We start from the raw sequence: 24,926 nt of genomic DNA on the forward strand, positions 1-24,926 counted from the left end.
TTGCTAGGATATGCTGCGCGTCATTTGCTCACAAGGTGCTGATTCTTCTACAAATTTCAGCTTAAGCCTTGTGAGTTTTCTTACAACAGCCCCCCACTTTTAAAACATCCTCTTAGGGGAAGTGTTAGGAAGGAGCGGTAGAGAGGTTCACAAATCCTTTAAAATTGCTATAAAATTATTTTAAAGCAGCACACAGACTTTAGGGATGTAGTTAAACTAAAGCACCTGGTAGACGTAAATTGCGTTTTTAGGATGGAAATAGAAGATTATAAAGGGGGAGTTATTACTTAACATCAGTTAACGCCCCATAGACAAAAGCAACAAGTTACGTTTAATTAGGCGCGTCTGATTGTAAAAAAAATGTTACTTTCTTGAGCGAGACAGAAAAGTTTAAAGATAGGCTGGGTGTTTGATTTAATAATTAGGGTAGAGATCAACTTCCTATGCGCTACTTATTCCTAATTTTGGTGTCTTTATTACCAGCGTTGCTCGGACAGCAGGTTATAGCAGCGCCGTCGTCTCAAAAACCAATTGTGGCGAGGCAAAGTTCTTTCAAGTTAGCCCAAACAAACGATTTCTGGCAGCAAAGCAGGGAAATCGTGCAGCAACAGATAAATTTAATTGAGCGTATAGAAAGAGCGATCGCAGGGCCAGATTTAAATAGAGCGCTAGCTACGCGATCGCAGCTTACCTTCCACCAAGGCATTGTTGAAGACTTTCTCAGAAGTCAATACTCCAATCCTGCTGTCTTGTGTTCTCCCAGCGGCGCGAACAGGTCGGATTTGAGCGTTGAGCAAAAACAGGTTTACTGCTATCTTTATGCTTCTATTGGTCAACTCCAGCCGCTGCGATCGCTCCTGGAAGCGCGTTCAGTAACACTTGGAGATCTTGCGGGAGTAGACCCTATTGTTCCAGATGATGGAAGGTTAGACTACAGCAAGCCGATAACGCCTCCTTGGGCTAACGCTCCGAATTTGCCTGCACCAGAACCGGGAGTAATTGGTAAGCCAGCGAAGAAGCTGCTAGCTAATTACGATCCGCCAATCCAACCCGCGATCGCGCCTCCGGTACAAGGAACGGTGGCGATACAAGCTGCAAGACAGCTTTTGGCTCGTGCGATCGCCGCCTTTCCTCCAACTTTCAGGTTTACCGATCCAACCGAAACCGTCAAAGAAGTCGAGCGCCTGACGTACAATGCATATCCTCTAGAAGCTGAATTCTATGCTAAGTTTCTGGCGGTACCCAATACGGGCATTTCCCTTATATTGCCAGCAGAGGCTTACAATCCAGATCCCAATAAGCTGAGAAATCGATTAGCACCTACGCTAGCACAGCGTAATCCCTACACCCTCTTGCACCAACGCCAAAATAAACTTAGCCCCCGCTTAGCTGTGCGTTCAGAGAAGGGTAATTTCCGCCTTGCTCAGCCGGGATTGGATTACGGGTTTATGGTAGATGTGGGCGATGTACCTTTAGAAAAGCTAGATTCTACGCTGAAGCAAGCCAGAAGACTTTCGCCACAAATGCGACAGTTATTCCTCACTTATAGCCCTCCCAATCGGATAAAAGCGTTGCAAGAACACGGACGAAGCTTTTATAGCGGTTCGCTGGCTAACTATCCCCCGAATCAGTTAGGCTACTCGCAAGCACCAGCCGTGTTGAACCATACATATGTGGTGCGATTAGTGCAGTTCAAATTGCCGGAAGTTCTTTTAAATCTTCAGCCAGTTGCTAGACGCGATCGCCGCAAAATTGACGAACTAATTCAAACATCTAGCAGCGATGTACTTGTAGCTTTCCGTCCAGTTCACCGCCGCACTGATGGCACTTATACTATTTTGTGGCGATTCTTGGGCGAGTTCCCAGATCCGCAAGTTAAAGACATTGAAGATTACCTCAATTTAGACTAATATCATTGCTCATCAATCTCTGAATTTTTACCTAACTGTTTCAGATACCCGACTTATCTAAGAAGTCGGGTATCTCGCAGGTTGCGTCTTACATCTTAGGGCAGTTTTGCACCCGTAAGTTTTGCATCCTTTATTTGAACGTTGCTCATATTAGCCGCGCTCAAATCTGCATAGTTCAAATTGGCACTTGTCAGGTTAGCATCACTTAAGTTTGCACCCGTTAGATCGGCGCTTGGCAACTTAGCACCCGTCAAGTTAGTTTTGCTGAGGTTGACATTAGTTAGATTAGCACCTGTCAAGTTAGCACCTTTCAGGTTAGCACCGCTCAAATCGGCATTTTTGAGATCGGTATATGCTAAGTTAGCACCCCTTAAATCGGCATTTTTTAGGTCTTTTCCCTTAAGATTTGTATTCCACAGGGTTGCGCCTGGGAGATTTTTTTCAGGTGATTCTGGTGGTTTAAATGTTCTGGGTGCAGGCTGGGTAAATTGCCACAAACCACCCAAACTCAGTATCGCCGCCGCGCTAATAATAAATACTTGGGGTAATTTGATGTTATCTTTTTTTGCAGGCCGAAGTTGTAGTTGCGCGATCGCCTGCTGGATATATTTTGGCGGAATTGATGTATTTGCACCCGCTTGGTGCAACGATTCAAGAGAATATTCTTTATTTTCTCTAACGTATAACCAAGCAGCCAGCTTTAAAACTTTTGGGGGAATTTTTAGACGAATTCGACGTTTTGCGTGGTTCGGGTGTAGGTGATTTGAGTCAGCAAGATGTGAGTTCATAGCATCACCAGAACGACTGCATTTGGGATTTGAATGAATCAAAGCACTCGCCAACGAGTGCTTTGTATTAAATTTCCCAAATTTGTTTTATTAACACTTCTATATTAAAATTTGTGACGCGATCGCACCTCTTCCGCTGGTATGCATCGATACTTACCCAACGGATGAGTTTACTAGGGATGCGCCCTATTCTTGTAGGGGGAGGGAGGCGATCGCATCTCGCTTGCAACTCCCATCCTCTATCAAACTATTCATCTGTGAATTAGCCGGAATTTATTTTTTAATCTCATAAGAAGAGACTGTTGGCACTCCCCCATGATTATCAACCATCAACTGCGCCACTTTGTTGGCCATTTATAATAAAATTTTTTATCTATTAGTTATACATATTCTCGCGCCTTTTGCGAAGCTTTAAACCGCATTCGCTTCGGCGGTTTTTTTTAGTATAGCAATCCTATTTGAGTTGTGAGATGCTAAGGGTTCAGATCCCCGACTTCTCCAAGAAGTCGGGGAGCTAGCAGGAACGTTCAAACTGATAATCAATTTGTAGCTTTATCAGCAGATTTCGGCTTATAAGTTGAAGCAACTTGCAACTCTTTCAACTGCTTTCCATCCACACCAGAAGGCGCATCGGTTAACAAACACCGCGCCTGCTGCGTCTTCGGAAATGCAATTACATCGCGAATTGACTCTTCACCAGCTAACAGCATCACCAATCGATCTAAGCCGTAGGCAATTCCCCCATGCGGCGGCGTGCCATATTCAAATGCTTCTAATAAAAACCCAAACTTGCTATTAGCTTGCTCTTTAGTTAAACCAATAGCTTCAAATACCTGCTCCTGAACTTCTCGCTGGTAAATACGGCGACTACCACCGCCTACTTCTGTACCGTTCCAAACTAAATCGTAAGCTTGCGCTCTTGCAGTTTTTAGGTCGCTTAAATCGTCAGGATGAGGAGCAGTAAACGGGTGGTGCAATGCCTCTAATCGCTTCTCTTCAGCATTCCACTCAAACATCGGGAAGTCTACCACCCACAACAAGTTAATCTTGTTTTGGTCAATCAAGCCCAATTCGCGACCAATAACTTGCCGCAATCTGTCTAAAGTTTTATTGACAGTGTTAGTATCTCCGGCACCAAATAGCAAAAGATGGCCTGCTTTTGCACCAGTTCGACTGAGCAATTCTTGCTTTTGCTCTTCGGTCAAGTTGTCTTTAATTGCGCCAATGGTGTCGATTTCTCCATTATCGCGCACGCGGATGTAAGCTAAACCTTTTGCACCTGCTTCGCTGGCTTCTTTGAACAAGTCGCCACTAGAACCGGGTTTAATTCGCACGTTGGAGATAGCATCGTTACCGCCGGGAATTGGTAGCACTTTGACAACGCCGCCAGATGCAACAGCGCCAGAAAATACTTTAAACCCGGAGTCTTTCATCAAGTCGGAAACGTTGACAAGTTCCAAGCCAAAGCGTGTGTCTGGTTTATCGCATCCGTAACGTTCCATCGCTTCAGCGTAAGCCATACGCGGGAAGGGACGCGGGATGTCTAAGCCTTTAATAGCCTTAAAGATATGACTAACTAAACCTTCATTTAGTTGGATGATATCTTCTTGGGACATGAAGCTCATTTCCATGTCCAACTGGGTGAATTCTGGTTGTCTGTCGGCTCTTAAATCTTCATCGCGGAAACAACGAGCAATCTGATAGTATCTGTCAAAGCCGGATACCATCAGCAGTTGCTTAAATAGCTGCGGAGACTGCGGTAATGCATACCACTCGCTAGGATTGACGCGGCTGGGTACGAGGTAATCGCGTGCGCCTTCGGGAGTAGACTTGGTGAGAATAGGCGTTTCTATTTCAATGAAGTTTTGCTCGTCTTCCAAGTAGCGGCGCATAGCTTTAACTACTTGGTGGCGGAGTTGCAGGTTGCGAGTCATGCGATCGCGCCGCAAGTCCAAATAGCGATACTTCAGCCGCAAGTCTTCGCGCACGGATTCTGTATCTCCCGCGCCAACCTGGAAAGGCATCTGCTTGTGTACCTGATTTAGCAGTTCAATCCGATCGGCGTAAATTTCAATCTCGCCAGTGGGGATGCGGGGATTGAGTGAGTCTTCGGGACGCTTGCTAACTCTACCTGTAATTCTGAGGACGTATTCGTTCCGCTGCTTCGCCGCCTCTTCGTAGGAATCAGGCGTGCGTGCTGGGTCGCTGATAATTTGGACAATTCCGGTGCGATCGCGTAAATCTAAAAATATCACACCCCCGTGATCGCGGCGACGGTCTACCCATCCACATAGGGTGACTGTCTCTCCAATATTTTCCGCTCTAATTTCGCCGCAATAATGGGTTCGCATAGTTGCCAATCGGGATGCCTGCTGCAAAACTGGGATTCTTAACGTAACAAAATGTGAAAGCTTTGCCCATTATCCAGCATTCCTGGCAATTCTGTTGCATTCAAATGACTAAAGCTCAACCAACTGTCGGTTGAGCGCTACCATCGTTATTCTGTTTTAAAAAGCGTTTCCGGCTTAATTCCCCGGTTTGCCCAGTTCTATAGCTCTTTTCACTAGATCGTCGCTATCGAGGCTCGGCTGTTTTGACGCTTGGGGATTAACGTCCGCAGCCATTTGACGGTAATCGTCCGGGCTGTTCTTTGCTTCCGGTGAAGATTTCATCTCTGTTGCATCGCTCACTTTGAAGTCAGGTGCAGTAGCTGCTTCTGCGGCTTTCGCGCCTTCTTCTGTGGTATCTATGGCACTAACGCTAAACGCCTTTGATGCTTCGTAGTCACCAGCTACGTCGATTTCTGGCGTATCCTCGTTCCCCGCGAGCATACTTTCCGCAGCCAGTTGAGCGTCCTGAGTTGTAGCTTGGTTTGGATCTGGTTTCAATTCTTCAGTCATAAGTAACTCCTATTTATCTAGACTTTTTTTATCTGCAATCTAGATTTTAAGGGAGCGATCCCCCTTCCTTTTACCCTCTTGGGATAGATTTTCCTGGCATCTTTGTGCAAACCCTAAGCTGCCCTTTATTAGTATTTTAAATCTCTCTCTTGGAGGGCGATTTCAACTGGCAAAGTTTGATATCCATTATCTGGAACTAATTAAATCACTTTTGGGCAAAATTTATGGTTTCAGACCAAAACAGCATAAAATCGCAAGCACTCTCAGACGAAACGTTAAAAGTGGTTAATGCTTTTGAAGCATTAAACACTGATGATAAATTGGCATGGTTTTATTATGTTTATGAAAAAATGGGAGACTCAATCACCCCAGCAGCGCCAAACGCTGCCGATCCGGAGCTGACTCCCAAACTATTAGGAGACTATTATGAATTGGATGACCAACGCCAGTTGGCAATCATGCGAGAAATCGTGAACCGCGAGGACACAGAATATTCCCGCGCCTACGGGGCATTGAAAGAGAATAATCAGTTAATGGTCTGGTACGCTTGGGCGAGAGGTATGGGAGATACGGTCGTGGGTATGCCCGCAGATTACCAAGCGAGCAAGCCCATTAACGATTTGATGAGCCTAATTGAAGGCTTAGACTTCCAGGGGCAAATGTCGATGTTCCGTACAATAGTCAGCAAGATGGGTCACACCGACGTTAAGCCTATTCCCACCCAAGCTGAAACCGGGAAGACATCTAGCCTGTAGATAAATTAGCTAGACGCATCTTACCTTAAAAGGTGAAATTCTTAAGAAGAGTGTTTTTCCCTTAGCGGAACACTCTTTTTTATTTGGTTTCAAAGTGCGATCGCCATATTACTGCGCTGGCTAAAGTTACACGCTGATTGCTTTGCCTAGAGCGATGGTGCAAGCATCTAGTTATAATGTCTAAGAAGTAAAAAATCTACTTAACACTTTAACCCCAGCTTCATAGTGCGTGAGTTTAAGTTATCCTGCCTATTGCTAAACTTCTACTTAAAAAAGTTACCAATTTAGGAACGCCATCGTGCCAATCAATACAGCCAAACTTCAAAGCATTTTGCAAAATTTTGTTACTTCTGCGAGTGATGTTCAGGGTGTAGCCCTCGTCTCGCCTGACGGATTATCTTTAGCTGCAACTTTACCGGGCGAAATGGATGAAGAACGAGTTGCTGCAATGTCTGCTGCTATGCTGTCTTTAGGCGAACGCATTGGCAGCGAGTTGTCGAGGGGAACGATAGACCGCATCTATGTTGAAGGCGATAAAGGCTTCGGCATTTTGACTTCGTGCGGCGAAGAGGCGGTATTTTTGGTGTTAGCGAGCAAGGCTGCTAAACAGGGTGTGCTGATGCTAGAAATTAAGCGCGTGCTTCCAGAACTGAAGACGCTTTTAACTTAAAAAGTCGGTAAGCCAAAATAGCGCGATCGCGTTCCAAAAGCTCTAATCATCACTAATTGTTCGTTTGAAAAAGGGTTTCTTTTTACAAGCTACACATCGTCGGAATAATAATGCCTGATATCTTAGTTTAGGTAATGAAAGTACTACCTCTTTGCCCCCTATCAAGGGAAACAAAAATCATTATGAATCCTGAATCATGAGGTTTTCTCAGGGACAAAACCTGCGGCAAATTATCCCCGTTGTCGTAACAGGTACAGTAGGCGCTGGTAAATCTAGTTTTATTCGCTCGGTCAGCGACATCGCCCCTGTCGATACAGATCGTAAAGCTACAGACGAAACAGCTTTGATGAAGAAAAAAACAACTGTAGCTATGGACTTTGGACGCTTGCATTTAGGCAATAAGATATCAGTCCATCTTTACGGTACTCCAGGCCAGTCTCGCTTTGATTTTATGTGGGATATTTTGATTCGCAGGGCGGCTGCTTATATATTATTGGTAGATGCCCATCGCCCCAGCGATTTTCGCTATGCTCGTAAAATTTTATCTTTTATGAAACAGCGGGTAAATATTCCTTTGATAATTGGTTTAACTCATACTGATTGTAAGGGGGCTTGGTCTAAGGATAATGTGGCGATCGCATTGGGTTTTGTTGATGAGAAAAGACGCCCCCCAATTGTTATTCTCAATCCCACGCAGCGACAATCGGTAGTTCAGTTGTTAACTATATTAGTGCAACAAGTTTTGCAAAGAACAAGATAATTTGAAGTGGAAACTTTAACCTCGCCCCCTGCCCCTGTCTCTTGGAAATTTCCTGTAAGGAGAGGGCTACCGATTAGGATTGGATATGTTAGTTGATGTGGAAAATAAATTATGGAAGATGGAAGAAAATATCTCAATCGTCGAAAGTTGCTGAAGAGATACGCAGCTGGCGAGAGAGACTTTGCTGGGATTAGAATCAGTTCGTCCGGACTGGATGGAGAAGATTTGCGGGAAATTGATTTGAGCGGAGCCGATTTGATAGGTGTTAATTTGAGCGGCGTTAACCTGAGCTATGCCAACTTGAGTAGAGCCAAAATGCTTTGTGTTAACCTCACTAATGCCAATCTCAGTTATGCCAATTTGCGAGGAGTTGACTTGAGCGGTGCTGATTGCATAGGGACTGACTTCTCCAATGCCAGTTTGAATGATGCTATCTTGACGGCTGCTATATTTGATGGGGCTAACCTCTACAGGGCAGCGATTGGTGGTACTGCCAAATTCATAAAAACTGACTTGAGGGGAGCTAAAAATTTCCCCCCCCTCGGAGAAGGTGTTTTCGTGTATCAAACCTTTAGAGAAGATGGAAGTTTCTTCGAAGGACCTGCTTGGATTGAGTGAGGTGTTTTTAAACTTATAGTATTAAAAAAAAAGGGCTTAGTAAAAAGCCCCTAAACTTATGAAAGCTACTAAAAGATTGGTTAGAAACTAGCCCACCGCTACTTTTCCAATTTCGTCGGGGGTGAGATGCGAGTGTAAAACTTCTCCGTCGCGGAACCAGACTATACGTTTTGTGAGACGCGCTACATCGGGTTCGTGAGTGACCATTACTACAGTTATACCACTTTCATTCAGCTCTGTGAAAATGCCCATTACTTCTTGGGTGGTTTTTGAATCGAGTGCGCCTGTAGGTTCGTCAGCTAGTAGTAAGACTGGACGGTTGACAATAGCCCTCGCGATCGCTACCCTTTGCTGTTGTCCTCCAGATAGCTGATTTGGTTTATTATTTAATCGATGTTCCAACCCAACGCGCACCAAAGCTTCCCTAGCGCGATCGCGTCTTTCAGCATAAGGAATACCAGCATAAACCATCGGCAACATAACATTTTCCATTGCCGTTAACTGGTGCAATAAATGGAATTGTTGGAACACAAACCCCAGCTTGCGATTGCGAATGTTGGCTAACTCAGAGTCTTCCATCTGCGCCACATCCTCGCCATCTAGGTAATAGTGACCAGCCGTAGGTCTGTCTAGACAGCCAATAATATTCATAGCGGAAGACTTACCCGAACCCGACGCACCCATAATCGAGCAATACTCGCCCTGTTCTACCGTTAGGCTAACACCAGCAAGGGCGCGAACTTCAGTATCGCCCATACCATAGACTTTGGTAACGTCCTCCATCCGAATGATCAGGGGCTTTTGCACAGAAGCGGTTTTCTGCTGTTGGGCGCTATCAACTGCTGTCTGTTGGCTGTTGGGTGTCATATCAAATTTGGGTCTACTTGTTAATAATTATGGCAGAGCAGCAAGGGAAGTGCTTCACCTATTCAGGTGACATCAGTGGTAATTTGAGCTACCAAAGGCGGTAAGAGAGAGCAGGCTTGCTCTAATTCACGATACGTGGAAATTAGTTTAAGTTCCAACCTGGTAAATAATAGGTCGATATCTAGGCAAGGGAATTGGTTTACCCTCTGCACTTGCAGCCTCAAGCCATGCAGCCTTAGCAACAATCACCTCACGCACAGCTTCTTCTGGTGTTTCGCCAAAAGCAGAACAGTATTTTAAGTCAGGAATATCGGCAATATAACCCTCATCCTCTTCGCTGTAGAAGACATTAATGTGATAGTCTTTCATAGTTCATCCTCAAGCGTGAGAGCGTACTCTTCAATTAACAATAAAAATTGGCGTATTTGGTAGGGAATTGCCTTGCCTTTTTTATTCTGAATGTTAATAAGCCCTGGCACAGAAGGATGTTTAAAGATATGATGGCTACCGTTGATCCGATCCAGACTGAACCCAAATGCTTCAATCAGCGTCACCATTTCATCAAACTGGATATTCTTCGATCCAGATAGAACTTTTTCCAGTAATTTGCGCTTTTTCACTGTCGTTATGGTTAGAGTCGTGAATAGCAGCCTTACGCACTTCTGAGAGCAACAATTGGGTCAAGTTTAGCTGCACGTCGCGCCGGAACAACCCCAAAGAATAAACCAATACCGCCCGAAATACTGACAGCCATAATAATTGCGATGGGCGAAACTCCAGCTTTCAAAGGCGTCAACGCACTAATCAGCCCAATACCGCCTACACCAAGGACAGTACCTACTAAACCACCAGCAGCCGAGAGAATAACCGCCTCAATAATAAATTGAATTAGGATATCTTGTTCTTGGGCACCGATAGCTTTACGGAGTCCGATTTCCTGAGTGCGTTCGGTTACGGAAACCAGCATGATATTCATAACACCAATACCGCCCACTAGCAGAGAAATAGCCGATGTTGCTGCTAGCAACAAAGTTAGAGATCCACTGATAGTATTGACAATTTGAAGTAAATCTTTCTGGTTGCGGACAGTAAAATCATCCTCATCAACAATTTTGTGGCGCAACCGCAGCAAGTTAGCAATTTGGAACTGGGCGGCGCGACTATTCGCTTCATCTTTAGCAGAAACGGAGATAAAAGAAACTTCCAAACCATAAGGAGATGTACGCCCGGTTAGGCGGTTTGCCATCGTAGTTATAGGTACATAAATCGTGTCATCCTGGTTGCTTCCCAGAAAAGAGCCTTTAGACTCCATTACGCCAATTACTTCAAAGCCAAGATTTTTGACTCGTACCCTTTGATTTACCGGATCTGTATCACCAAAAAGTTTAGTTGCTACCTCTGACCCTAAAACAACAACTTGGTTATTGCCTTTAATATCTTGGTCGTTGAAAAATCTTCCTTTAGCAACGTTAAAGCTGCGGACGGGCAAAAATGCGGGCGTCGTTCCAATAATTTGAGTATTGGTATTTTTGTTGCGGTAAACGATTGGGAATCGATTTTGTATTTGGGGAGCTACATCTTTAACAGAAGGAACCTGAGTAGCGATCGCTTCTGCATCTGCCAGCACGAGTGTCTTTGGCACGTCTCTGTTGCGTTCTGCATTTTGATTGCCCGGAATTATAAACAGCACGTTTGGCCCTAGCGACTCAAACTGCTCTGATGCTAATTTCTGAGCGCCTTGCCCGATTCCTACCATTGCAATTACCGAGGCATTGCCAATGATAATACCCAGCATAGTTAGGCTGCTACGCAGTTTATTAGCCACCAAAGTTGTAGCGGCCATTTTAACGCTTTCTACAATATCCATACTTGTTAGTGGTAATAGGAATGGGGAACTTTGGGACTGCTTTAGGGGATTAGGGGCATGGGGAACTCCGGACTCCGGACTCCGGACTCCAGACTTTCAATTCCCAATTCCCAATTCAGGCTTATTCATTTTGCGGCTGGTTGCGCTTGCTGTTTTTGGGCAAGTCAATAAACACGCGATCGCCCTCAGTTACTCCCTCTAAGATCTGCGTTTGATCTTTAATCGACGACCCAATCTTAATTGGCTTAAACTTGGGTTCGTTCTTTCCATCCGGTATCAGTACCCCAGTCTGGCCCTTCTCGGTGACAATCGCTACCGTTGGCACCACTAGGGCATTATTAACCTGATTTCCCAAAAACGTCAGATCAGCATTCATCCCCGACCGCAGCTGCTCTTTGCCAGTATCAATTGCCAGCCGCACCTCAAATGACGTGACATTTTGATCCAATATGGCTTCGGGTGCGACTAGCCGCACAGTCCCTTTAAATACTTTTTCGGGATAGGCATCAGCGACAATTTCAACCTGCTGTCCGGGTTTAATTTGTCCGATATTCACCTCTGGGACTTTAGCTTTAATTTCTAAATCCTTAGCGATCGCCACAATAGAAGTAGACGTAGCCGAATTCGTACTAGAAGCCGATGTAGTCGGCGTCACGAAAGCGCCTACGTTGGCATACTTTTGCGTCACAGTTCCATCAAACGGTGCGCGGATCTCCGTATCTTCTAGCTGATATTGCGCCGCCTGCAATTGAGCTTGAGCCGCGTCAACCGCTGCTTTTAACTGGGCAATTTCCTCTGAACTCTTACCATTTTTCAGTTGTTCTAAGGCAGAACGCGCTTCTACCACAGCAGCTTCTAGCTGGTCAATTTCCTCTGGACGCTTGCCTTTTTGGGTCTGCTGTAGCCCAGATCGCGCCTCTTCTACTGCGGCTTTGAGCTGGTCAATTTCTTGAGGCTTGCCATTTTTCACCTGCTGTAAAGAAGACCGTGCTTCCGCCGCTGCTGCTTCCAAGGCTTGTATTTCCTCTGGACGGCTGCCCTTCTTCACCAACTCCAAGCGTTTTTGGGCTTGTGTCAGGCCAGCCCCAGCTGTAGTATTTTCGGTCTTCACCTGGTTGAATTGATCCTGAGAAATCGCTCCCTTCTCTAGCAAGGTTTGATAGCTTTTCAATCTTTGTTGCGTCTGATTGACCCTCCCCAACGCATCGTCAACTTGGGCTTGAGCTTGGGAAATCTCTTCTGGACGACCCTGCCGCGCTTGAGCCAGACGCGCTTCGGCTTGAGCCAGACGCGCTTGTGCCTGGGCAATTTCTTCGGGACGACCTGCTTGGGCTTGAGCCAGACGCGCTTGCGCTTGAGCTAGACGTGCTTGAGACTGGGAGATTTCTTCGGGGCGACTTGTCCGCGCTTGAGCCAGCCGCGCTTCGGCTTGAGCCAGCCGCGCTTGAGCCTGGGCTATTTCTTCCTTCCGGCTGCCATTTTGGGCATCTGCCAACGCCGCTTTAGCTTTAGCCAAGTTAGCTTCTGCTTGTCTGACCTGCGCCTTAATCTCCCTATTTTCCATGACGCCGATGATTTGCCCCGCCCGGACTTTATCCGACTGCTCCACACGCAACTCTGCCAAACGCCCAGAGGTTTTGGGGCTAAGGTTGACGCTTTGAATCGGAACTACAGAGCCGCTAGCGGTAATCCGCACGCTCAAGGTTTGCGATGTAACTGGTACGGTCAGTTTATCGATTTCTACTTGGGGCGTACTTCGGGATTTAATGTAGTAAGTTGTAGAACCAACGCCCAATACGCCCGCTGCCACCAGCCCGATTATCCAACGGTAGGCATTGTTGCCTTTTTTACGTGGTGAGGGCGGTTTTTGTGGGTTGGACTTGGGAGTTGTTTTGGCGCTTTCTGGTTCGGCGACGCGAGCAGCCGTTCTGGAATTGCCATTGAAAAAGTTAGGAAGTTGCATACGTGTTGTCTGTCAGATTCAGGCACTAAAAAGTAGCCGATTTATCCTTGACGGGCAGAGGCGTCCGGATATCCGGATGTCGGGAGGAAGTAGGAAGATAGATGAATGTTACTTTACCTTTCTTAATCTTAGCGACTTGAGATGCCCGGATGGAAGGAATTTTTGAAGGCTGGATCGCCAATATCCGCCAAGTTTTAGTAGTATTTACCCTTCGCCTATGTGTAAACCCTGGAAGTTTACCGATGTGTAATATAGTTTTCTATCTACTAGATTAAGATGGGCTAACGGCGAAGCACTTCACCCATTAGGGTAAAATGACGTTCGCGATCGCCATTTTTCGTTTCCCCAAGGCGCGACACGCATTCGCGGGCAGGCGGCACTACACCTACGCTCTTGATATCCTGACTTGGATACTGGTCTGGTGGGAAGACTTCTGCCAATTAAATTGAGGATGGGTTAACTTATCGGAAGATTGCTTTAAGTTTTGCCCCGGCAACCTAAAGCGTCTCCTTTTGTTTGTTGTTCTTCTGAGGCTGCACAGTGCCCAAGCGTATACCTTTATTATCCCTTCTTGTTCTCCTGGGTTTATGGAGCGTGCCACAGCCGAGTTTTGCACAGGCTCTCGTCCCTTATACGCTGCAACTTGATTCAAAAGAGCTAGAGCAGCAGGGCTTGATCCTGGCACAAGATGCGGCTCAATTGGCAAGATTTCAACAATTTGAACTGGCGCTACCCAGAGCGCAGTTGTCTACTCAGCTAGCTCCTCAGCGGTTTCAAACCTGGTTTTTGCTGGGAACTTTGTACGTGCAATCACAGCAGGTAGATAAGGGAATTACCGCTTTGCAAAAGGCTCAGTCCTTGGAACCCAAGGAGGCTTCGATTCGGTTTTCTCTGGGTAGCGCGTACTTCCAGCAAGGCAAGTACCAGACAGCAGTTTCTAGTATCCAAGAGGGTTTGAAGTTAAAACCCGATGTTCCGGAAGCTTTATTTGATTTGGGCAATGCTTACTATAAGCTGGGTAATTCGCAGCAAGCGATCGCTCAGTATCAAAAAGCAGCCGCCAAAGATCCCAAGTTCTGGCCAGCTATTAATAATATTGGCCTAGTTAAGTACGAATCTGGTGATGTCGAAGGGGCGCTTCGTCAGTGGCGCGCGGCGAACTCTCTCGATAGCAAAGCCGCCGAACCCCTGCTGGCAATGGCGGTGGCGCTGTATGGCAAGGGGGACAGGGAACAAGGTTTGAGGATGGGAGAGGCGGCTATCCGCATCGACAATCGCTACACTGATTTGAAGTTTCTTAAGGATAATCTCTGGGGCGATCGCTTGATAAACGATACGAAAAAGTTCCTACAAATTCCCAGAATTCAAGCCAGTATAGCTGAAGCTAAGAGCCAACCTTCACCAAGCGAAATGGCACCCCAATAATCGGTAATAGGTAATAATGAATGATGAATTAATAAAAGATTTGATAATTCATCATTCATATTTTTTCCAATTACCTATTCCCCAGAAGTCTATGATTTTTGCAACATTGCCATAATCTGCTCTACAAATAGTTGATGGTCAACTACTGGTTTAGAAATATAGCCATCAGCGCCGCTCTGCTTAAGAAAGTTTTCGCGATCGCCATCCATAGCGTGAGCCGTTACCAAAATAATCGGTAATTTAGCCGTTTCCGGATTACCTTTCAAAATCTGCGTAATTTTGATGCCATCAACTGATTTGCCTTGATAAACACTGTTGGTCAGAGAAACATCCATCAAAATAATGTCAGCTTCCCCGGAGTGGGCAATTTGGATTACCTCTTCCACATCTTCAGTGTGCTTCACGTCCAACCCGCCACGCTTACTCAAAATTTTCGAGAAAACGCGAACATTTATTGGCTCGTCTTCTACAATCAAAACTGTTGTCATGCTTCGCTTTTCCTGAGTTCCCAGTCATTGGCGCTGAAGGCTTGCCCATCGCGCTTGATGCACTATTTAGCCAACACCGCCCTAATCCGCTCTACAAACAGTGTAGAGTCAACCACTTGTTTAGAAATATAGTCATCAGCGCCGCTTAGCTTGCAAACGTGTTCGCGATCGCCATCCATAGCGTGAGTTGCCGCTAAGATAATCGGTAATTTAGCCGTTTGCGGGTCAGCTTTCAACATCTGCGCGATCTTGATGCCGTCAACTGACTTTCCTTGGTAAACACTGTTGGTCAGAGAAAGATCCATCAAAATGATATCAGCTTCCCCAGCTTGGGCAATTTGGATTATCTCTTCCACATCTTCGGTGTGCTTCACGTCCAACCCGCCACGCTTACTCAAAATTTTCGAGAAAACGCGAAGAGTTATTGGCTCGTCTTCTACTATCAGAACTGTTGTCATGCTTTGCTTTGGCTGATTTCCTATATATTGGGGCTGATAGGCATCGATAGCGCTATTTTGGCAACAGGCCAATAATCTGCTCTACAAACAGTTGATGGTCAACCACTGGTTTAGAGATGTAGCCATCAGCGCCACTCAGCTTGAGGAAGTTTTCGCGATCGCCTTCCATCGCGTGAGCCGTCACTAAAATAATCGGTAATTTAGCCGTTTGCGGGTCAGCTTTCAACATCTGCGTGATCTTGATACCGTCAACTGACTTTCCTTGGTAAACGCTGTGCGCCAAAGAAACATCCATCAAAATGATATCAGCTTCCCCAGCGTGGGCAATTTGCATCACCTCTTCCACATTTTCAGTATGCTTCACGCCCAAGCCGCCGCGCTTGACGAGAATCTTGGAAAAAACACGAGCATTTATTGGATCGTCTTCTACTATCAGAACGGTTTTCATGGAGCTTTTCCTTTTAAGTCGCGCTCTTTATGGAGAGTTTTCCTTAATACAATCTTGCTTGTAATCCTATAGTGGTCTAATGCGTTATTTTCGGCGGACTTTTGTTCATACATAACCTCTATAAAGTAACAGCTCCTTCCCAAATAGACTAAGGATTTGTATAGGAAACCTGCCATAATTCAGGCTACGGCGGAATAGCAAGAGTATGGGGAAGTATAAAGACTCATCATCAGTATAAGAGGAGCGAGAAGGGTTTGTTGATTGTGCTTATGCCAAAAAAGCTTTTTTCTTCTCCCTTCTTTATTGTGACGCGGAGCGATTGCTATGTTTAAAATACTGCCTCTTCTCTCCTACGTCATCTATCGTTGAAGCGAAAGATTTAGGTTATGCTTGTTGTGCCTTTTTATTCCAGGGGTGTATATGTTGAAAAAGTGGCTCTGCTGATTAAAAGCGATCGCTACTCCTTTCCCTGGGGGGTGTGTCTTGGGGAATATACCCCTTAGAGGGTGGCGCTTCGCCAGCACTATCGCTCTTCGCGTCGGCTAGCATATACCTTATGACAGCCTGAATTCTAACGAATCAGGAAACCAAGCGTATCGGCGATCGCTTGGGGGTAACGAATGCTCTCCCCGACCCAATTTTATAAGCTAGAACCAATAACCCCTTTTCTTTGTGTTTATACTTAGATAATCTCAGCCTGCTTGTAAACTTGCTCTTGCACTCACACAAGATTTTCTGTTTGTATTTAACAGTATGTTCCTCTCACTCTAGCTGCGTAATTTGTGGTATTCTGCGTTTCTAAACGCGGCATCCTTGGCAGGGAGAGCTTTTAGCGATCGCTTTGTTTCCACCTGAATGCTGTTTATTCTTGACGCGCTTTTGTGGTTATCTGGGAATATGCGATCGCTTGTCTCAACAGGTAGTTAGCCTATTTGTAGAGATTTTTATTTACAAAACAGAGACATTAATCTCTTGGGAAATGCGGTTAAATTTAGAGATAATATGTCTCGCGACTAATTGCAACTTGGTTGTGGGTGACGAGTATGATGCTGATTAACACTTATGATACCAGTTGGTACTTAGTCAACATCTAGTCCGGAAAATGCCGGGGAACCCAGGCTGCAACACTCAATCCAACTCGCAGCGTTACCTGGTGTTCTATACCAGATATAGCGAAAATTGTCAAAATATTGCCTGGTTTGACGATAAACCATCACTCTGAAGATACAGAATACTTTTTTTTGTCAGGAAATTAGGGAAAGAAACTCATGGCGAAACAGCTGAACCTGCTGGTTAATGACAGGGTAATCCCCACGGCTTTACACGCGGAGATGCAACGGTCTTATCTTGAATATGCCATGAGTGTGATAGTCGGGCGAGCGTTACCCGATGTCCGCGACGGTTTAAAGCCAGTGCATCGACGCATCGTGTATGCCATGCACGAACTGGGACTTACTCCAGACAGACCTTACCGCAAGTGTGCGAGGGTAGTTGGCGACGTATTAGGAAAATATCACCCGCACGGAGACCAAGCGGTATACGACGCCTTGGTGCGGATGGTTCAAGAGTTTTCTAGCCGTTATCCGCTGCTTGCCGGACATGGAAACTTTGGCTCGGTAGATAACGATCCGCCCGCAGCGATGCGATATACGGAAACAAGACTTGCTTCCATAAGCCATGAAGCGCTACTGGGTGAAATTGGCGAAGCTACGGTTGATTTTACCGGAAACTTCGATAATTCCCAACAAGAGCCAACAGTTTTACCAGCCCAACTGCCCATTTTGTTGCTTAACGGTTGCGCTGGAATTGCCGTAGGAATGGCAACAAATATTCCTCCACACAACTTGGGCGAGATCGTAGATGGCTTAATTGCTCTAATTGATAAGCCAGATTTACCCGATGAGAAGTTATTCGAGTTGATTCCAGGGCCAGACTTCCCTACCGGAGGGGAAATTATTGGCACATCTGGGATTAGGGAAGCTTATAGCACGGGCAGGGGTAGCATCCCAGTGCAGGGAGTAGCAAGCATAGAAGAAATCCAGGGAAGCAAGGGGCGCCAAAAGCGGCAAGCGATTGTGGTGACGGAGTTTCCTTTCCAGGTGAATAAGTCATCCTGGATTGAAAAGATCGCGGAACTGGTCAACGGGGGGAAGATACAGGGAATTTCTGACTTGCGAGATGAGAGCGATCGCGAAGGACTGCGCGTGGTTATCGAACTCAAACGCGACACCAACCCGCAAGAGATCCTCGCTCAACTCTACAGACAAACGGCACTGTGTACAAACTTTGGGGCAATTCTGTTGGCGTTGGTAGACGGACAACCGCGCATCCTGACATTGCGCCAAATGTTAGATCGGTTCCTCTCATTCCGAGAGCAAACTTTAACCCGTCAATACACCCACGAACTGGGCGAGGCTAGGCGACGCCTGCACATTGTTGAAGGGATCTTGACAGCATTGACAAACTTGGACGCAGCGATCGCCATCCTGAGAAATGCCCCAGATGGCAGCACGGCTAAACTTACTCTAAGCAGCGAATTCAATATCAGCGACAGCCAAGCAGATGCTATTCTCGCCATGCCACTAAGACGGCTGACTGGTATGGAACGGCAAAACTTACAGCAAGAATTTGACCAACTCAGCGGTCGCATCGACGAATTAGAGGGATTGTTGAACGATCGCCGCGAATTACTCAAAGCCTTGAAAAAAGACCTGCGATCGCTCAAACGCAAATACGCCGATCCTCGTCGCACCAGAATTCGCCTTTTAAAAGCAGGGGAACCAGAGAGCAAGGCCGCTAACGAGAAGGAGAGTAAGGGAACCGACGATAAAGGCAACAAAGGATCAGAAAAGTCCAAAAATCCCAAATCCCAACTCTCAAATCCCAAATCTCAAGAACAGGAGAATCCCAAATCCCCAGCCCCAAATCTACAATTGCATGCCGAACCCGCAGAAGAAGAGGTAGTTGTAGAAATTACCCAGCGGGGGTACGTGCGCCGCTTACCAAAAACTGGGAATAAATCTGCGTCTGCGAAATCTAATGATGATTTTGCTGTTCAAACTAAGCTCATTAGTACAGAACAAGATTTAGTCGTACTCACCAAACTGGGCAAAGCTTACCCCGTAAAAGTGGGAGATATTCCACCCACCTCTGGGGGAAGCAAGGGAACCGCACTGATCCAGCTTTTACCCACTTCGGCTCAATCTGAAACAGTAACGGGGCACTTTTTCCTAGCAGATGCCCAAAAAGCCGATTTGCTCTTACTTACTAAGCAGGGGAAAATCAAGCGCCTGCCTATGTTAGAACTTGCTACCCTTAGCGGACGGGGGCTAACGCTGATCAAGCTTAAAGATAATGACGAGTTACAGTATGCCACTCTTACTAAAGCAAAAGATCAGGTGGTAATAGCTACTTCCGGGGGACGTTTGCTGCGGCTGTTAGTAAATGACGAACATCTACCGCTAACAGGACGATTGTCTAGCGGTGTGCCAGCGTTGCGCGTGGGTCGTCAAGAGCAAATAGTTGGTTGTTTTATAGGGGGTGTATATGACAACATCTTGCTGGTTTCCCAGTTAGGGTACGCCAAGCGAATGCCAGTTTGCGCTATGCCGCTGTCTGTACCGGGTAATATTGGCACTCAGGCGCTACAGTTTACTAGCAAAACAGATTCAATGGCTGGAATGGTTGCTGCACCAGAAGGAGAATCGGCGAGTTTAGCGACGAGTACGCAGCGAATCGTGCGAATAGCTGTGGATTCGGTGAAGTTGTTTGGGAAAGATGGGGCGGGCGATCGCATCCGTCAACTCAACCCCGATGAAAAAGTCATCAGTGTCATTTCTTGTCGTTAGCCATTAGTCCGGAGTCCGGACTCCGGACTCCGGAGTCTGGAGTCTGGACTCCCAATCCCCAATTACCCATTAACCCGAACTGGCCAAACACCCAAGCCGATTATCCGCGCTGGAAGGTCGCGCAAAATCGGCAAACGCAGGAAAGCAGGTGGCTTAAACGGCTGACTGGAGTTGAGAACGCGAGCCAATACCTGCTTCTGAATTAACGACTGGAATTGTTGGATAATACGTGTCGGCCACTCGCGCTGGCGCTGCACTTCCGCCAGATCCCACAAATGCAGAGAATTACTCTTAAGCGGTTCAGCTAGAACGTTCGCTGCAACAACTGCATCTTGAATTGCGTAGTTAATGCCAACTCCCCCAACTGGAGACATTACGTGAGCAGCATCGCCAATTAGCAACAGTCCCGGACTATACCAACGAGGGAGACGGCTGGACTCGACTGAGAGAAAGGCAACTTGACTCCAATCGTGCAAGTGTTGGACGCGATCGCTCATCTCTGGAACAATCTCTACAATTGACTTTCGCAGCGCTTCTAATCCAGCAGCGCGAATCTGCTGATAGCCACCTTTGGGGATAACATAAGCCATCTGCCACTCGTCAGTACGATCTAGCATTGCTATGATGTGGCCTATCCCGATACGTCCCAACCCACCGGAGGGATCTTGTGGCGTGCGAGGTAGGCGGAACCACAAAACATCCATTGGCGGCGAGGTTTCGATGGGTTGAAAGCCAGCCATTTGCCGAATGTGCGAGTGGCGACCGTCGGCGCCTACTGTAAGACGCGCCCTTATTTCATGCACTCCCCCGTGTCCCCTGTAGCGCACCCCTTGGACAACTCCATTTTCCTCAATCAAATCTTGTACGTTCGCACCCATGATTAACTGAAAATTCGGATAATTTTTCGCTTCTTGGGTGATGAACTCCAGAAAACGCGCCTGGGGCATCATCGTAATGTAGGGATATCGCGTCTTCAAATGACTAAAGTCAGCCAGCCTTACAGAACCTTTAGGAGTAACGACGCTAATGTTGCGGATCTTGCTGTGTGGCAACTCTAGCAATCTGTCAGCTAAACCGAGTTCCTCCATAATCTGCATGACGCTGGGGTGAATTGTATCTCCCCGGAAGTCCCGGTCAAAGTCTTTGTGTGCTTCGAGGAGGCTAACGGAAATTCCTTGCCGTGCTAAAAGCAGCGCTAAAACAGCACCAGCGGGGCCACCCCCGACGATGCAGCAGGTTGTCTGCTGGACATCTAGCACTTTTGATTCTTTATCCTGAACAGAGGTTGTGTCGATAGCCATAATCAAAACTCCTTTTCTTTGATTGACTGGTTAATCAATTTGACGTTAAAAAAAATATCGGCTTTACTCGCGTTAATTTGTTTGTGGGTTAGGTATTTCCATCCCCCGCAGAAAAACTTCAACTAAAGTTTTAACCATTGTCTCCTTACTCAATCGCTGCGAGTCCGGTTGCGGAAAAACCTCGCGGGTGAGCAAGAAAGCTATTAGGGGGCCAATGAAACAGCGTGCTGCTGCGCCTGCATCCATGCGATGCATTACGCCTGCATCCATCTGTTTTTCGAGATAACAAGTTAAGAAGGCAAAACCGCGACCAGGCCCGATGGTGTTAAGCATTTCAGCAACTATAGGTCGCCGGATGGATTCGCCCAGCATTAGCTTGAGGAGGGCGATCGCAGTCGCGTTGTCAGCTACTTTGAGAAATGTACTAGCAAAGAGAGTGAGTGCATCTGGAGGTGTTAGTGTCATCATCTCTTCGCTGTGGGTAAGCAATTGCAGCATGGGTATGCGCTGCTCAACCACTTGGCGAAACAGGTCGCTTTTGTCCTTGAAGTAGTGGTAGATTAGACCGGGCGAACCAACCCCAGACGCAACGGCAATATCTTTGTTGGTCGCCTTCTCAAAGCCTTTGCTAGAAAAGACTTCTAAGGCTCCGTCAATAATTTGCTGTCGCCGACTCTCGTAGTCTTGTTCGTCCCTTGGTGGCATGGTTGCAGTTCGTTGATTGACTGATTAATCAAATTGTAAGTCGTAGAGCGATCGCTTGCTTCATGTTTTAGATACAAAATCAACCATAATGTCAAAGTACGATGGGATCGGGCTAAAGCGCTTCACCCATCTGCATCGCCTGAATGGGTGATTCTGAAACATCGCAGCTGTTGAAATATCGTGGCTCAGGTTATTCTCGAAAACGTCTACAAAAGCTTTTGGGCGCGTAAAGGGGAACGGGCGATCGCACCCGTAATGGGACAACCCTTGATATCATCATCGGTTGATGAACCAACCCCGCAATCGGGCAGTGTGAATATTTTGCGTCGCATCACCTTAACCGTCCAAGATGGCGAGTTTATGGTATTGGTGGGGCCATCGGGTTGTGGCAAAAGTACGCTTTTGCGCGTAATTGCTGGGTTGGAAGAATTGACTGGAGGGAATATTTGGGTAGGCGATCGCCCCGTTAACGATTTGCCACCCAAGGAACGAGACATAGCAATGGTGTTTCAGAATTATGCTCTTTATCCCCACATGACGGTTTACGATAACATCGCCTTTGGTTTGCGGCGAATGAATAGGGGAGAAAGAAATCAAAAAGATTTTGTAGACAATTTGTTGGTGGGAGTGACGCGCAAGCTACCTAAAGGTTTGCGCTACATGACTAATAGAGAAAAAGCAGTAGATGAGCAAGTGCGTACTGTTGCTAAGTTATTGCAAATTGAAACATTTTTAGACAGATTGCCAAAACAACTTTCTGGTGGGCAAAAGCAGCGCGTAGCATTAGGAAGAGCGATCGCGCGTAATCCTCAAGTGTTTTTGATGGATGAACCGCTGTCTAATTTAGATGCAAAACTCCGGTCAGAAACTCGCGCCCAAATTGTTAAATTACAGCGGCATTTAGGGACGACAACAATTTACGTTACCCACGATCAAACTGAAGCAATGACGATGGGCGATCGCATTGCTGTAATGAATGCTGGACAAATTCAGCAACTTGCCTCTCCTTTAGAACTTTACAACCGTCCAGCTAACCAGTTTGTAGCTGAATTTATTGGCTCTCCGCCGATGAATTTTCTGCCAATTCAAGTTAAAGCACCGCTATTGATTACCCAAGCTCAATTTAGGCTAACTTTGCCAGAAATGTGGGAATCAGTATTGCAGAAATATGACGGTAAAACTTTAACTTTAGGAATTCGACCAGAACACTTAAGCATTAGCCTTGCAGCGCCTAAAAATTTGCAAGTGCGAGTTGAGTTAGTGGAAGCTTTGGGGAACGAAACTTATTTATCTGTTAGTTTGATAGATTTTGGCGCGATCGCGCCTACTTTACAGGTAAGAATTCCCCCCGATCGACCCGTGAGAATTGGCGAAGAACTCTGGTTGTCCTTAGCATCAGATAAAATTCATTTGTTCGATCCTGAAACTGGTGTTGCAATACGCCCGTAATGCTTTTAATGTTAATTATCTGGCGTATGTAAGAAAAGGTAAATTGTTATGGGCTTTTTGAGAGAAATATTCGGCCCTAGTAAAGAAGAAGTCTGGCAAGAACTGTGTAACCAAATCGGCGGGGAAATGAAAGGCGGATTCTGGGGTGGGAACAAAGTTGAGATACGGGTTAAAGAATGGATAATTATTCTGGATACCTACACGGTTTCTACGGGTAAAAGTTCTACTACTTATACTAGAATGCGATCGCCCTATGTAAATAGGGATGGTTTTCAGTTTGCCATCTATCGCCAAGGCTTTTTCAGCGAAGTAGGAAAAGTGTTTGGAATGCAGGATATTGAAACTGGCGATTCTGAATTTGACCGCAACTTCCAGATCCAAGGTAATGATGAATTTAAAGCAAGGGAATTATTTGCAAACCCCAAAATTCGTTATCTAATTCAGCAGCAACCCTCGATTCACTTTGAAGTTAAAGACGATGAAGGCTGGTTTCGCGCCAGTTTCCCTGAAAAAGTCGATGAACTTTATTTTCAAGTAACAGGCGTCATCAAAGATGTCGAAAGGCTAAAATCTCTGTACGAGTTATTTGCCGAGACCCTGAATCAACTATGCCACATAGGTTCAGCTTACGAAGACGATCCAAACCTCAGACTTTGAAATAATGGATGTTGGTAGGAAGAAGAGCCTAATTTTAAACCTTTCACTTAGGCCTTACCGCCAACACTCCAACCTTCAACAATTGCATAATTTATATATTTTCAGGCATTTTATGTGTAAACTTAACTTAGCAAAATAAACGCTGCTAATGCGGATATGATTGGCAACAATGACCGTTAAAAAAGTAGATTGACCCAAATGCTCCAAAAGCTTAAAGAAGCCCTAGCGATATTTACTTCAAACATAGGTTTATTCAGTCTCCTTGTTCTTACAATTTGGTTGCCAGCTACCCTTTTTATGGAATATGTCGATATTGCCGTTCCTCTGCGAAGTGAGTTGGAAGAACTAAGGAGAGGAATAAGAATATCAAATTTTATAGAGTTAGGATTTAGCCCCATTTATATAGGCGCTCTTATTTATTCAGTATCGCAAATCAAAGAAAGCCAAATAGTTACTTATTCAAAAGCAATGTCTGTGGGTCTTCGTAATTGGGGTAAAATTTTCGGAGTCCGGTTCTGGACTGGTTTATTAATTGGTTTAGGATTAATTGCTTTTGTAATTCCTGGAGTCATTATCGCCGTTCGCTATGCACTTGTTGTTTGTGTTGTTGTGCTTGAAGGAGGTAAGTCACCGCGAACAATGGCAAGAAGCGTTACGCTTACAAAAGGCAAAAGATGGCAAATATTCGGCGCAATAATTTTAGCTTGGTTAGGAATATTGATTTTTACATTACTGGTTACATTGCTTGTAAATATTATCTTGGAATTAGCAGGGCAGCAAGAAAATTTTGTTATTTCTGTATTATTGGGTTGTTTTATAAAAATTGGCTTTGCAATTCCCGATATATTAATGTTTTTATATTATTGGGAAGCGAGGGAAAAAGAATTAGTTGATGAGCAAATTACAACCTAAATACCAAATTGGTTAGAAACAGAACCAATATAATTTAATTTAAATATAGCCCCCAACCGTTTCCAAAGTTGCTGGAGTTGGGGCAACAGAGCAGGTTCAGACAAAGCTAAAATAGAGCGGTCTGTCATAAAATCTGC

Annotated in this window: 24 protein-coding genes; 10 read left to right on the plus strand and 14 right to left on the minus strand. The window is 45.7% G+C overall.

The window, feature by feature from the left end:
• Positions 1-443 precede the first annotated feature (443 nt).
• Positions 444-1,910: a hypothetical protein gene (locus H6F77_RS03505; RefSeq protein WP_190485405.1), complete on the plus strand. Its 1,467-nt coding sequence runs from the start codon at positions 444-446 to the stop codon at positions 1,908-1,910.
• A 95-nt stretch (positions 1,911-2,005) separates the two neighbouring features.
• Here H6F77_RS03505 and H6F77_RS03510 read toward each other — a convergent pair whose 3' ends face one another.
• The 3 genes from H6F77_RS03510 to H6F77_RS03520 form a co-directional block, all read right to left on the minus strand.
• On the minus strand, positions 2,006-2,698 hold the full coding sequence (locus H6F77_RS03510) for a pentapeptide repeat-containing protein (RefSeq protein ID WP_190485407.1): 693 nt from the start codon (positions 2,696-2,698) through the stop codon (positions 2,006-2,008).
• A gap of 539 nt (positions 2,699-3,237) precedes the next feature.
• Complete coding sequence (gene aspS, locus H6F77_RS03515; RefSeq protein ID WP_190485409.1) at positions 3,238-5,049, minus strand: aspartate--tRNA ligase; 1,812 nt, start codon at positions 5,047-5,049, stop codon at positions 3,238-3,240.
• A 174-nt stretch (positions 5,050-5,223) separates the two neighbouring features.
• On the minus strand, positions 5,224-5,598 hold the full coding sequence (locus H6F77_RS03520; RefSeq protein ID WP_190485410.1) for a hypothetical protein: 375 nt from the start codon (positions 5,596-5,598) through the stop codon (positions 5,224-5,226).
• A gap of 224 nt (positions 5,599-5,822) precedes the next feature.
• Here H6F77_RS03520 and H6F77_RS03525 point away from each other — a divergent pair, with 224 nt between their 5' ends.
• The 4 genes from H6F77_RS03525 to H6F77_RS03540 all read left to right on the plus strand — a co-directional run bounded on the left by H6F77_RS03525 (position 5,823) and on the right by H6F77_RS03540 (position 8,401).
• Positions 5,823-6,353 (plus strand): orange carotenoid protein N-terminal domain-containing protein, encoded by a 531-nt coding sequence (locus tag H6F77_RS03525; protein WP_190485412.1) that lies wholly within the window; start codon positions 5,823-5,825, stop codon positions 6,351-6,353.
• A 298-nt stretch (positions 6,354-6,651) separates the two neighbouring features.
• A complete protein-coding gene (locus H6F77_RS03530) occupies positions 6,652-7,023 on the plus strand; it encodes a roadblock/LC7 domain-containing protein (RefSeq protein WP_190485414.1) in 372 nt (123 codons plus the stop codon).
• Positions 7,024-7,219: 196 nt separating this feature from the next.
• Positions 7,220-7,783 (plus strand): GTP-binding protein, encoded by a 564-nt coding sequence (locus H6F77_RS03535; RefSeq protein ID WP_190485415.1) that lies wholly within the window; start codon positions 7,220-7,222, stop codon positions 7,781-7,783.
• Between the two features lie 111 nt (positions 7,784-7,894).
• Complete coding sequence (locus tag H6F77_RS03540) at positions 7,895-8,401, plus strand: pentapeptide repeat-containing protein (RefSeq protein WP_190485417.1); 507 nt, start codon at positions 7,895-7,897, stop codon at positions 8,399-8,401.
• An 87-nt stretch (positions 8,402-8,488) separates the two neighbouring features.
• Here H6F77_RS03540 and H6F77_RS03545 read toward each other — a convergent pair whose 3' ends face one another.
• The 6 genes from H6F77_RS03545 to H6F77_RS03570 all read right to left on the minus strand — a co-directional run bounded on the left by H6F77_RS03545 (position 8,489) and on the right by H6F77_RS03570 (position 13,538).
• On the minus strand, positions 8,489-9,184 hold the full coding sequence (locus tag H6F77_RS03545) for an ABC transporter ATP-binding protein (RefSeq protein ID WP_242021879.1): 696 nt from the start codon (positions 9,182-9,184) through the stop codon (positions 8,489-8,491).
• Positions 9,185-9,415: 231 nt separating this feature from the next.
• Entirely contained in the window at positions 9,416-9,637 is a 222-nt protein-coding gene (locus H6F77_RS03550; protein ID WP_190485419.1) for a type II toxin-antitoxin system HicB family antitoxin, read from the minus strand.
• Positions 9,634-9,888, minus strand: a complete 255-nt coding sequence (locus tag H6F77_RS03555) for a type II toxin-antitoxin system HicA family toxin (protein ID WP_199321165.1) — start codon at positions 9,886-9,888, stop codon at positions 9,634-9,636. Before H6F77_RS03555 ends, H6F77_RS03550 begins: the two co-directional genes overlap by 4 nt.
• A 32-nt stretch (positions 9,889-9,920) precedes the next feature.
• Positions 9,921-11,135: an ABC transporter permease gene (locus H6F77_RS03560; RefSeq protein WP_190485421.1), complete on the minus strand. Its 1,215-nt coding sequence runs from the start codon at positions 11,133-11,135 to the stop codon at positions 9,921-9,923.
• A 121-nt stretch (positions 11,136-11,256) separates the two neighbouring features.
• Positions 11,257-13,098, minus strand: coding sequence for an efflux RND transporter periplasmic adaptor subunit (locus tag H6F77_RS03565; RefSeq protein WP_190485423.1), 1,842 nt, complete (start codon positions 13,096-13,098; stop codon positions 11,257-11,259).
• A 281-nt stretch (positions 13,099-13,379) separates the two neighbouring features.
• Positions 13,380-13,538, minus strand: coding sequence for a hypothetical protein (locus H6F77_RS03570; protein ID WP_190485425.1), 159 nt, complete (start codon positions 13,536-13,538; stop codon positions 13,380-13,382).
• 100 nt (positions 13,539-13,638) lie between these two features.
• Here H6F77_RS03570 and H6F77_RS03575 point away from each other — a divergent pair, with 100 nt between their 5' ends.
• Positions 13,639-14,523 carry a tetratricopeptide repeat protein gene (locus H6F77_RS03575; RefSeq protein ID WP_190485427.1) on the plus strand — a complete coding sequence of 295 codons (885 nt, stop codon included), beginning with the start codon at positions 13,639-13,641 and terminating at the stop codon, positions 14,521-14,523.
• An 89-nt stretch (positions 14,524-14,612) separates the two neighbouring features.
• Here the strand turns inward: H6F77_RS03575 and H6F77_RS03580 are convergent, their stop codons facing one another.
• From H6F77_RS03580 to H6F77_RS03590, 3 genes are all read right to left on the minus strand, one after another.
• Positions 14,613-15,011: a response regulator gene (locus H6F77_RS03580; protein ID WP_190485429.1), complete on the minus strand. Its 399-nt coding sequence runs from the start codon at positions 15,009-15,011 to the stop codon at positions 14,613-14,615.
• Between the two features lie 62 nt (positions 15,012-15,073).
• Positions 15,074-15,469: a response regulator gene (locus tag H6F77_RS03585; protein ID WP_190485431.1), complete on the minus strand. Its 396-nt coding sequence runs from the start codon at positions 15,467-15,469 to the stop codon at positions 15,074-15,076.
• A gap of 52 nt (positions 15,470-15,521) precedes the next feature.
• On the minus strand, positions 15,522-15,917 hold the full coding sequence (locus H6F77_RS03590; RefSeq protein ID WP_190485433.1) for a response regulator: 396 nt from the start codon (positions 15,915-15,917) through the stop codon (positions 15,522-15,524).
• A gap of 1,268 nt (positions 15,918-17,185) precedes the next feature.
• On the opposite strand from H6F77_RS03590, the gene H6F77_RS03595 reads away from it, so the two are divergent.
• On the plus strand, positions 17,186-19,765 hold the full coding sequence (locus H6F77_RS03595; RefSeq protein WP_190485435.1) for a DNA gyrase/topoisomerase IV subunit A: 2,580 nt from the start codon (positions 17,186-17,188) through the stop codon (positions 19,763-19,765).
• Between the two features lie 62 nt (positions 19,766-19,827).
• Here the strand turns inward: H6F77_RS03595 and H6F77_RS03600 are convergent, their stop codons facing one another.
• Together H6F77_RS03600 and H6F77_RS03605 are read right to left on the minus strand one after the other, a co-directional pair.
• Positions 19,828-21,066 carry an FAD-dependent oxidoreductase gene (locus H6F77_RS03600; RefSeq protein WP_190485437.1) on the minus strand — a complete coding sequence of 413 codons (1,239 nt, stop codon included), beginning with the start codon at positions 21,064-21,066 and terminating at the stop codon, positions 19,828-19,830.
• 72 nt (positions 21,067-21,138) lie between these two features.
• On the minus strand, positions 21,139-21,771 hold the full coding sequence (locus H6F77_RS03605; RefSeq protein ID WP_190485439.1) for a TetR/AcrR family transcriptional regulator: 633 nt from the start codon (positions 21,769-21,771) through the stop codon (positions 21,139-21,141).
• A gap of 180 nt (positions 21,772-21,951) precedes the next feature.
• Between H6F77_RS03605 and H6F77_RS03610 the strand changes: the two genes are divergently transcribed.
• The 3 genes from H6F77_RS03610 (at position 21,952) to H6F77_RS03620 (ending at position 24,789) form a co-directional block, all read left to right on the plus strand.
• On the plus strand, positions 21,952-23,220 hold the full coding sequence (locus tag H6F77_RS03610) for an ABC transporter ATP-binding protein (protein ID WP_190485442.1): 1,269 nt from the start codon (positions 21,952-21,954) through the stop codon (positions 23,218-23,220).
• A 48-nt stretch (positions 23,221-23,268) separates the two neighbouring features.
• On the plus strand, positions 23,269-23,877 hold the full coding sequence (locus H6F77_RS03615; RefSeq protein WP_190485444.1) for a DUF3137 domain-containing protein: 609 nt from the start codon (positions 23,269-23,271) through the stop codon (positions 23,875-23,877).
• 189 nt (positions 23,878-24,066) lie between these two features.
• Positions 24,067-24,789, plus strand: coding sequence for a hypothetical protein (locus H6F77_RS03620; RefSeq protein WP_190485445.1), 723 nt, complete (start codon positions 24,067-24,069; stop codon positions 24,787-24,789).
• Positions 24,790-24,926 lie beyond the last annotated feature (137 nt).

Source organism: Microcoleus sp. FACHB-831, from assembly GCF_014695585.1.
Lineage (GTDB): Bacteria > Cyanobacteriota > Cyanobacteriia > Cyanobacteriales > FACHB-T130 > FACHB-831.

Bases quoted from the DNA above. Each gene is read 5' to 3' on its own strand.
- H6F77_RS03545 (WP_242021879.1), bottom strand. From the start codon at position 9,184: ATGGAGGACGTTACCAAAGTCTATGGTATGGGCGATACTGAAGTTCGC.
- H6F77_RS03585 (WP_190485431.1), bottom strand. From the start codon at position 15,469: ATGACAACAGTTCTGATAGTAGAAGACGAGCCAATAACTCTTCGCGTT.
- H6F77_RS03590 (WP_190485433.1), bottom strand. From the start codon at position 15,917: ATGAAAACCGTTCTGATAGTAGAAGACGATCCAATAAATGCTCGTGTT.
- H6F77_RS03565 (WP_190485423.1), bottom strand. From the start codon at position 13,098: ATGCAACTTCCTAACTTTTTCAATGGCAATTCCAGAACGGCTGCTCGC.
- H6F77_RS03535 (WP_190485415.1), top strand. From the start codon at position 7,220: ATGAGGTTTTCTCAGGGACAAAACCTGCGGCAAATTATCCCCGTTGTC.
- H6F77_RS03595 (WP_190485435.1), top strand. From the start codon at position 17,186: ATGGCGAAACAGCTGAACCTGCTGGTTAATGACAGGGTAATCCCCACG.
- H6F77_RS03505 (WP_190485405.1), top strand. From the start codon at position 444: ATGCGCTACTTATTCCTAATTTTGGTGTCTTTATTACCAGCGTTGCTC.
- H6F77_RS03580 (WP_190485429.1), bottom strand. From the start codon at position 15,011: ATGACAACAGTTTTGATTGTAGAAGACGAGCCAATAAATGTTCGCGTT.
- H6F77_RS03540 (WP_190485417.1), top strand. From the start codon at position 7,895: ATGGAAGATGGAAGAAAATATCTCAATCGTCGAAAGTTGCTGAAGAGA.
- H6F77_RS03510 (WP_190485407.1), bottom strand. From the start codon at position 2,698: ATGAACTCACATCTTGCTGACTCAAATCACCTACACCCGAACCACGCA.
- H6F77_RS03560 (WP_190485421.1), bottom strand. From the start codon at position 11,135: ATGGATATTGTAGAAAGCGTTAAAATGGCCGCTACAACTTTGGTGGCT.
- H6F77_RS03550 (WP_190485419.1), bottom strand. From the start codon at position 9,637: ATGAAAGACTATCACATTAATGTCTTCTACAGCGAAGAGGATGAGGGT.
- H6F77_RS03525 (WP_190485412.1), top strand. From the start codon at position 5,823: ATGGTTTCAGACCAAAACAGCATAAAATCGCAAGCACTCTCAGACGAA.
- H6F77_RS03520 (WP_190485410.1), bottom strand. From the start codon at position 5,598: ATGACTGAAGAATTGAAACCAGATCCAAACCAAGCTACAACTCAGGAC.
- H6F77_RS03605 (WP_190485439.1), bottom strand. From the start codon at position 21,771: ATGCCACCAAGGGACGAACAAGACTACGAGAGTCGGCGACAGCAAATT.
- H6F77_RS03600 (WP_190485437.1), bottom strand. From the start codon at position 21,066: ATGGCTATCGACACAACCTCTGTTCAGGATAAAGAATCAAAAGTGCTA.
- H6F77_RS03615 (WP_190485444.1), top strand. From the start codon at position 23,269: ATGGGCTTTTTGAGAGAAATATTCGGCCCTAGTAAAGAAGAAGTCTGG.
- aspS (WP_190485409.1), bottom strand. From the start codon at position 5,049: ATGCGAACCCATTATTGCGGCGAAATTAGAGCGGAAAATATTGGAGAG.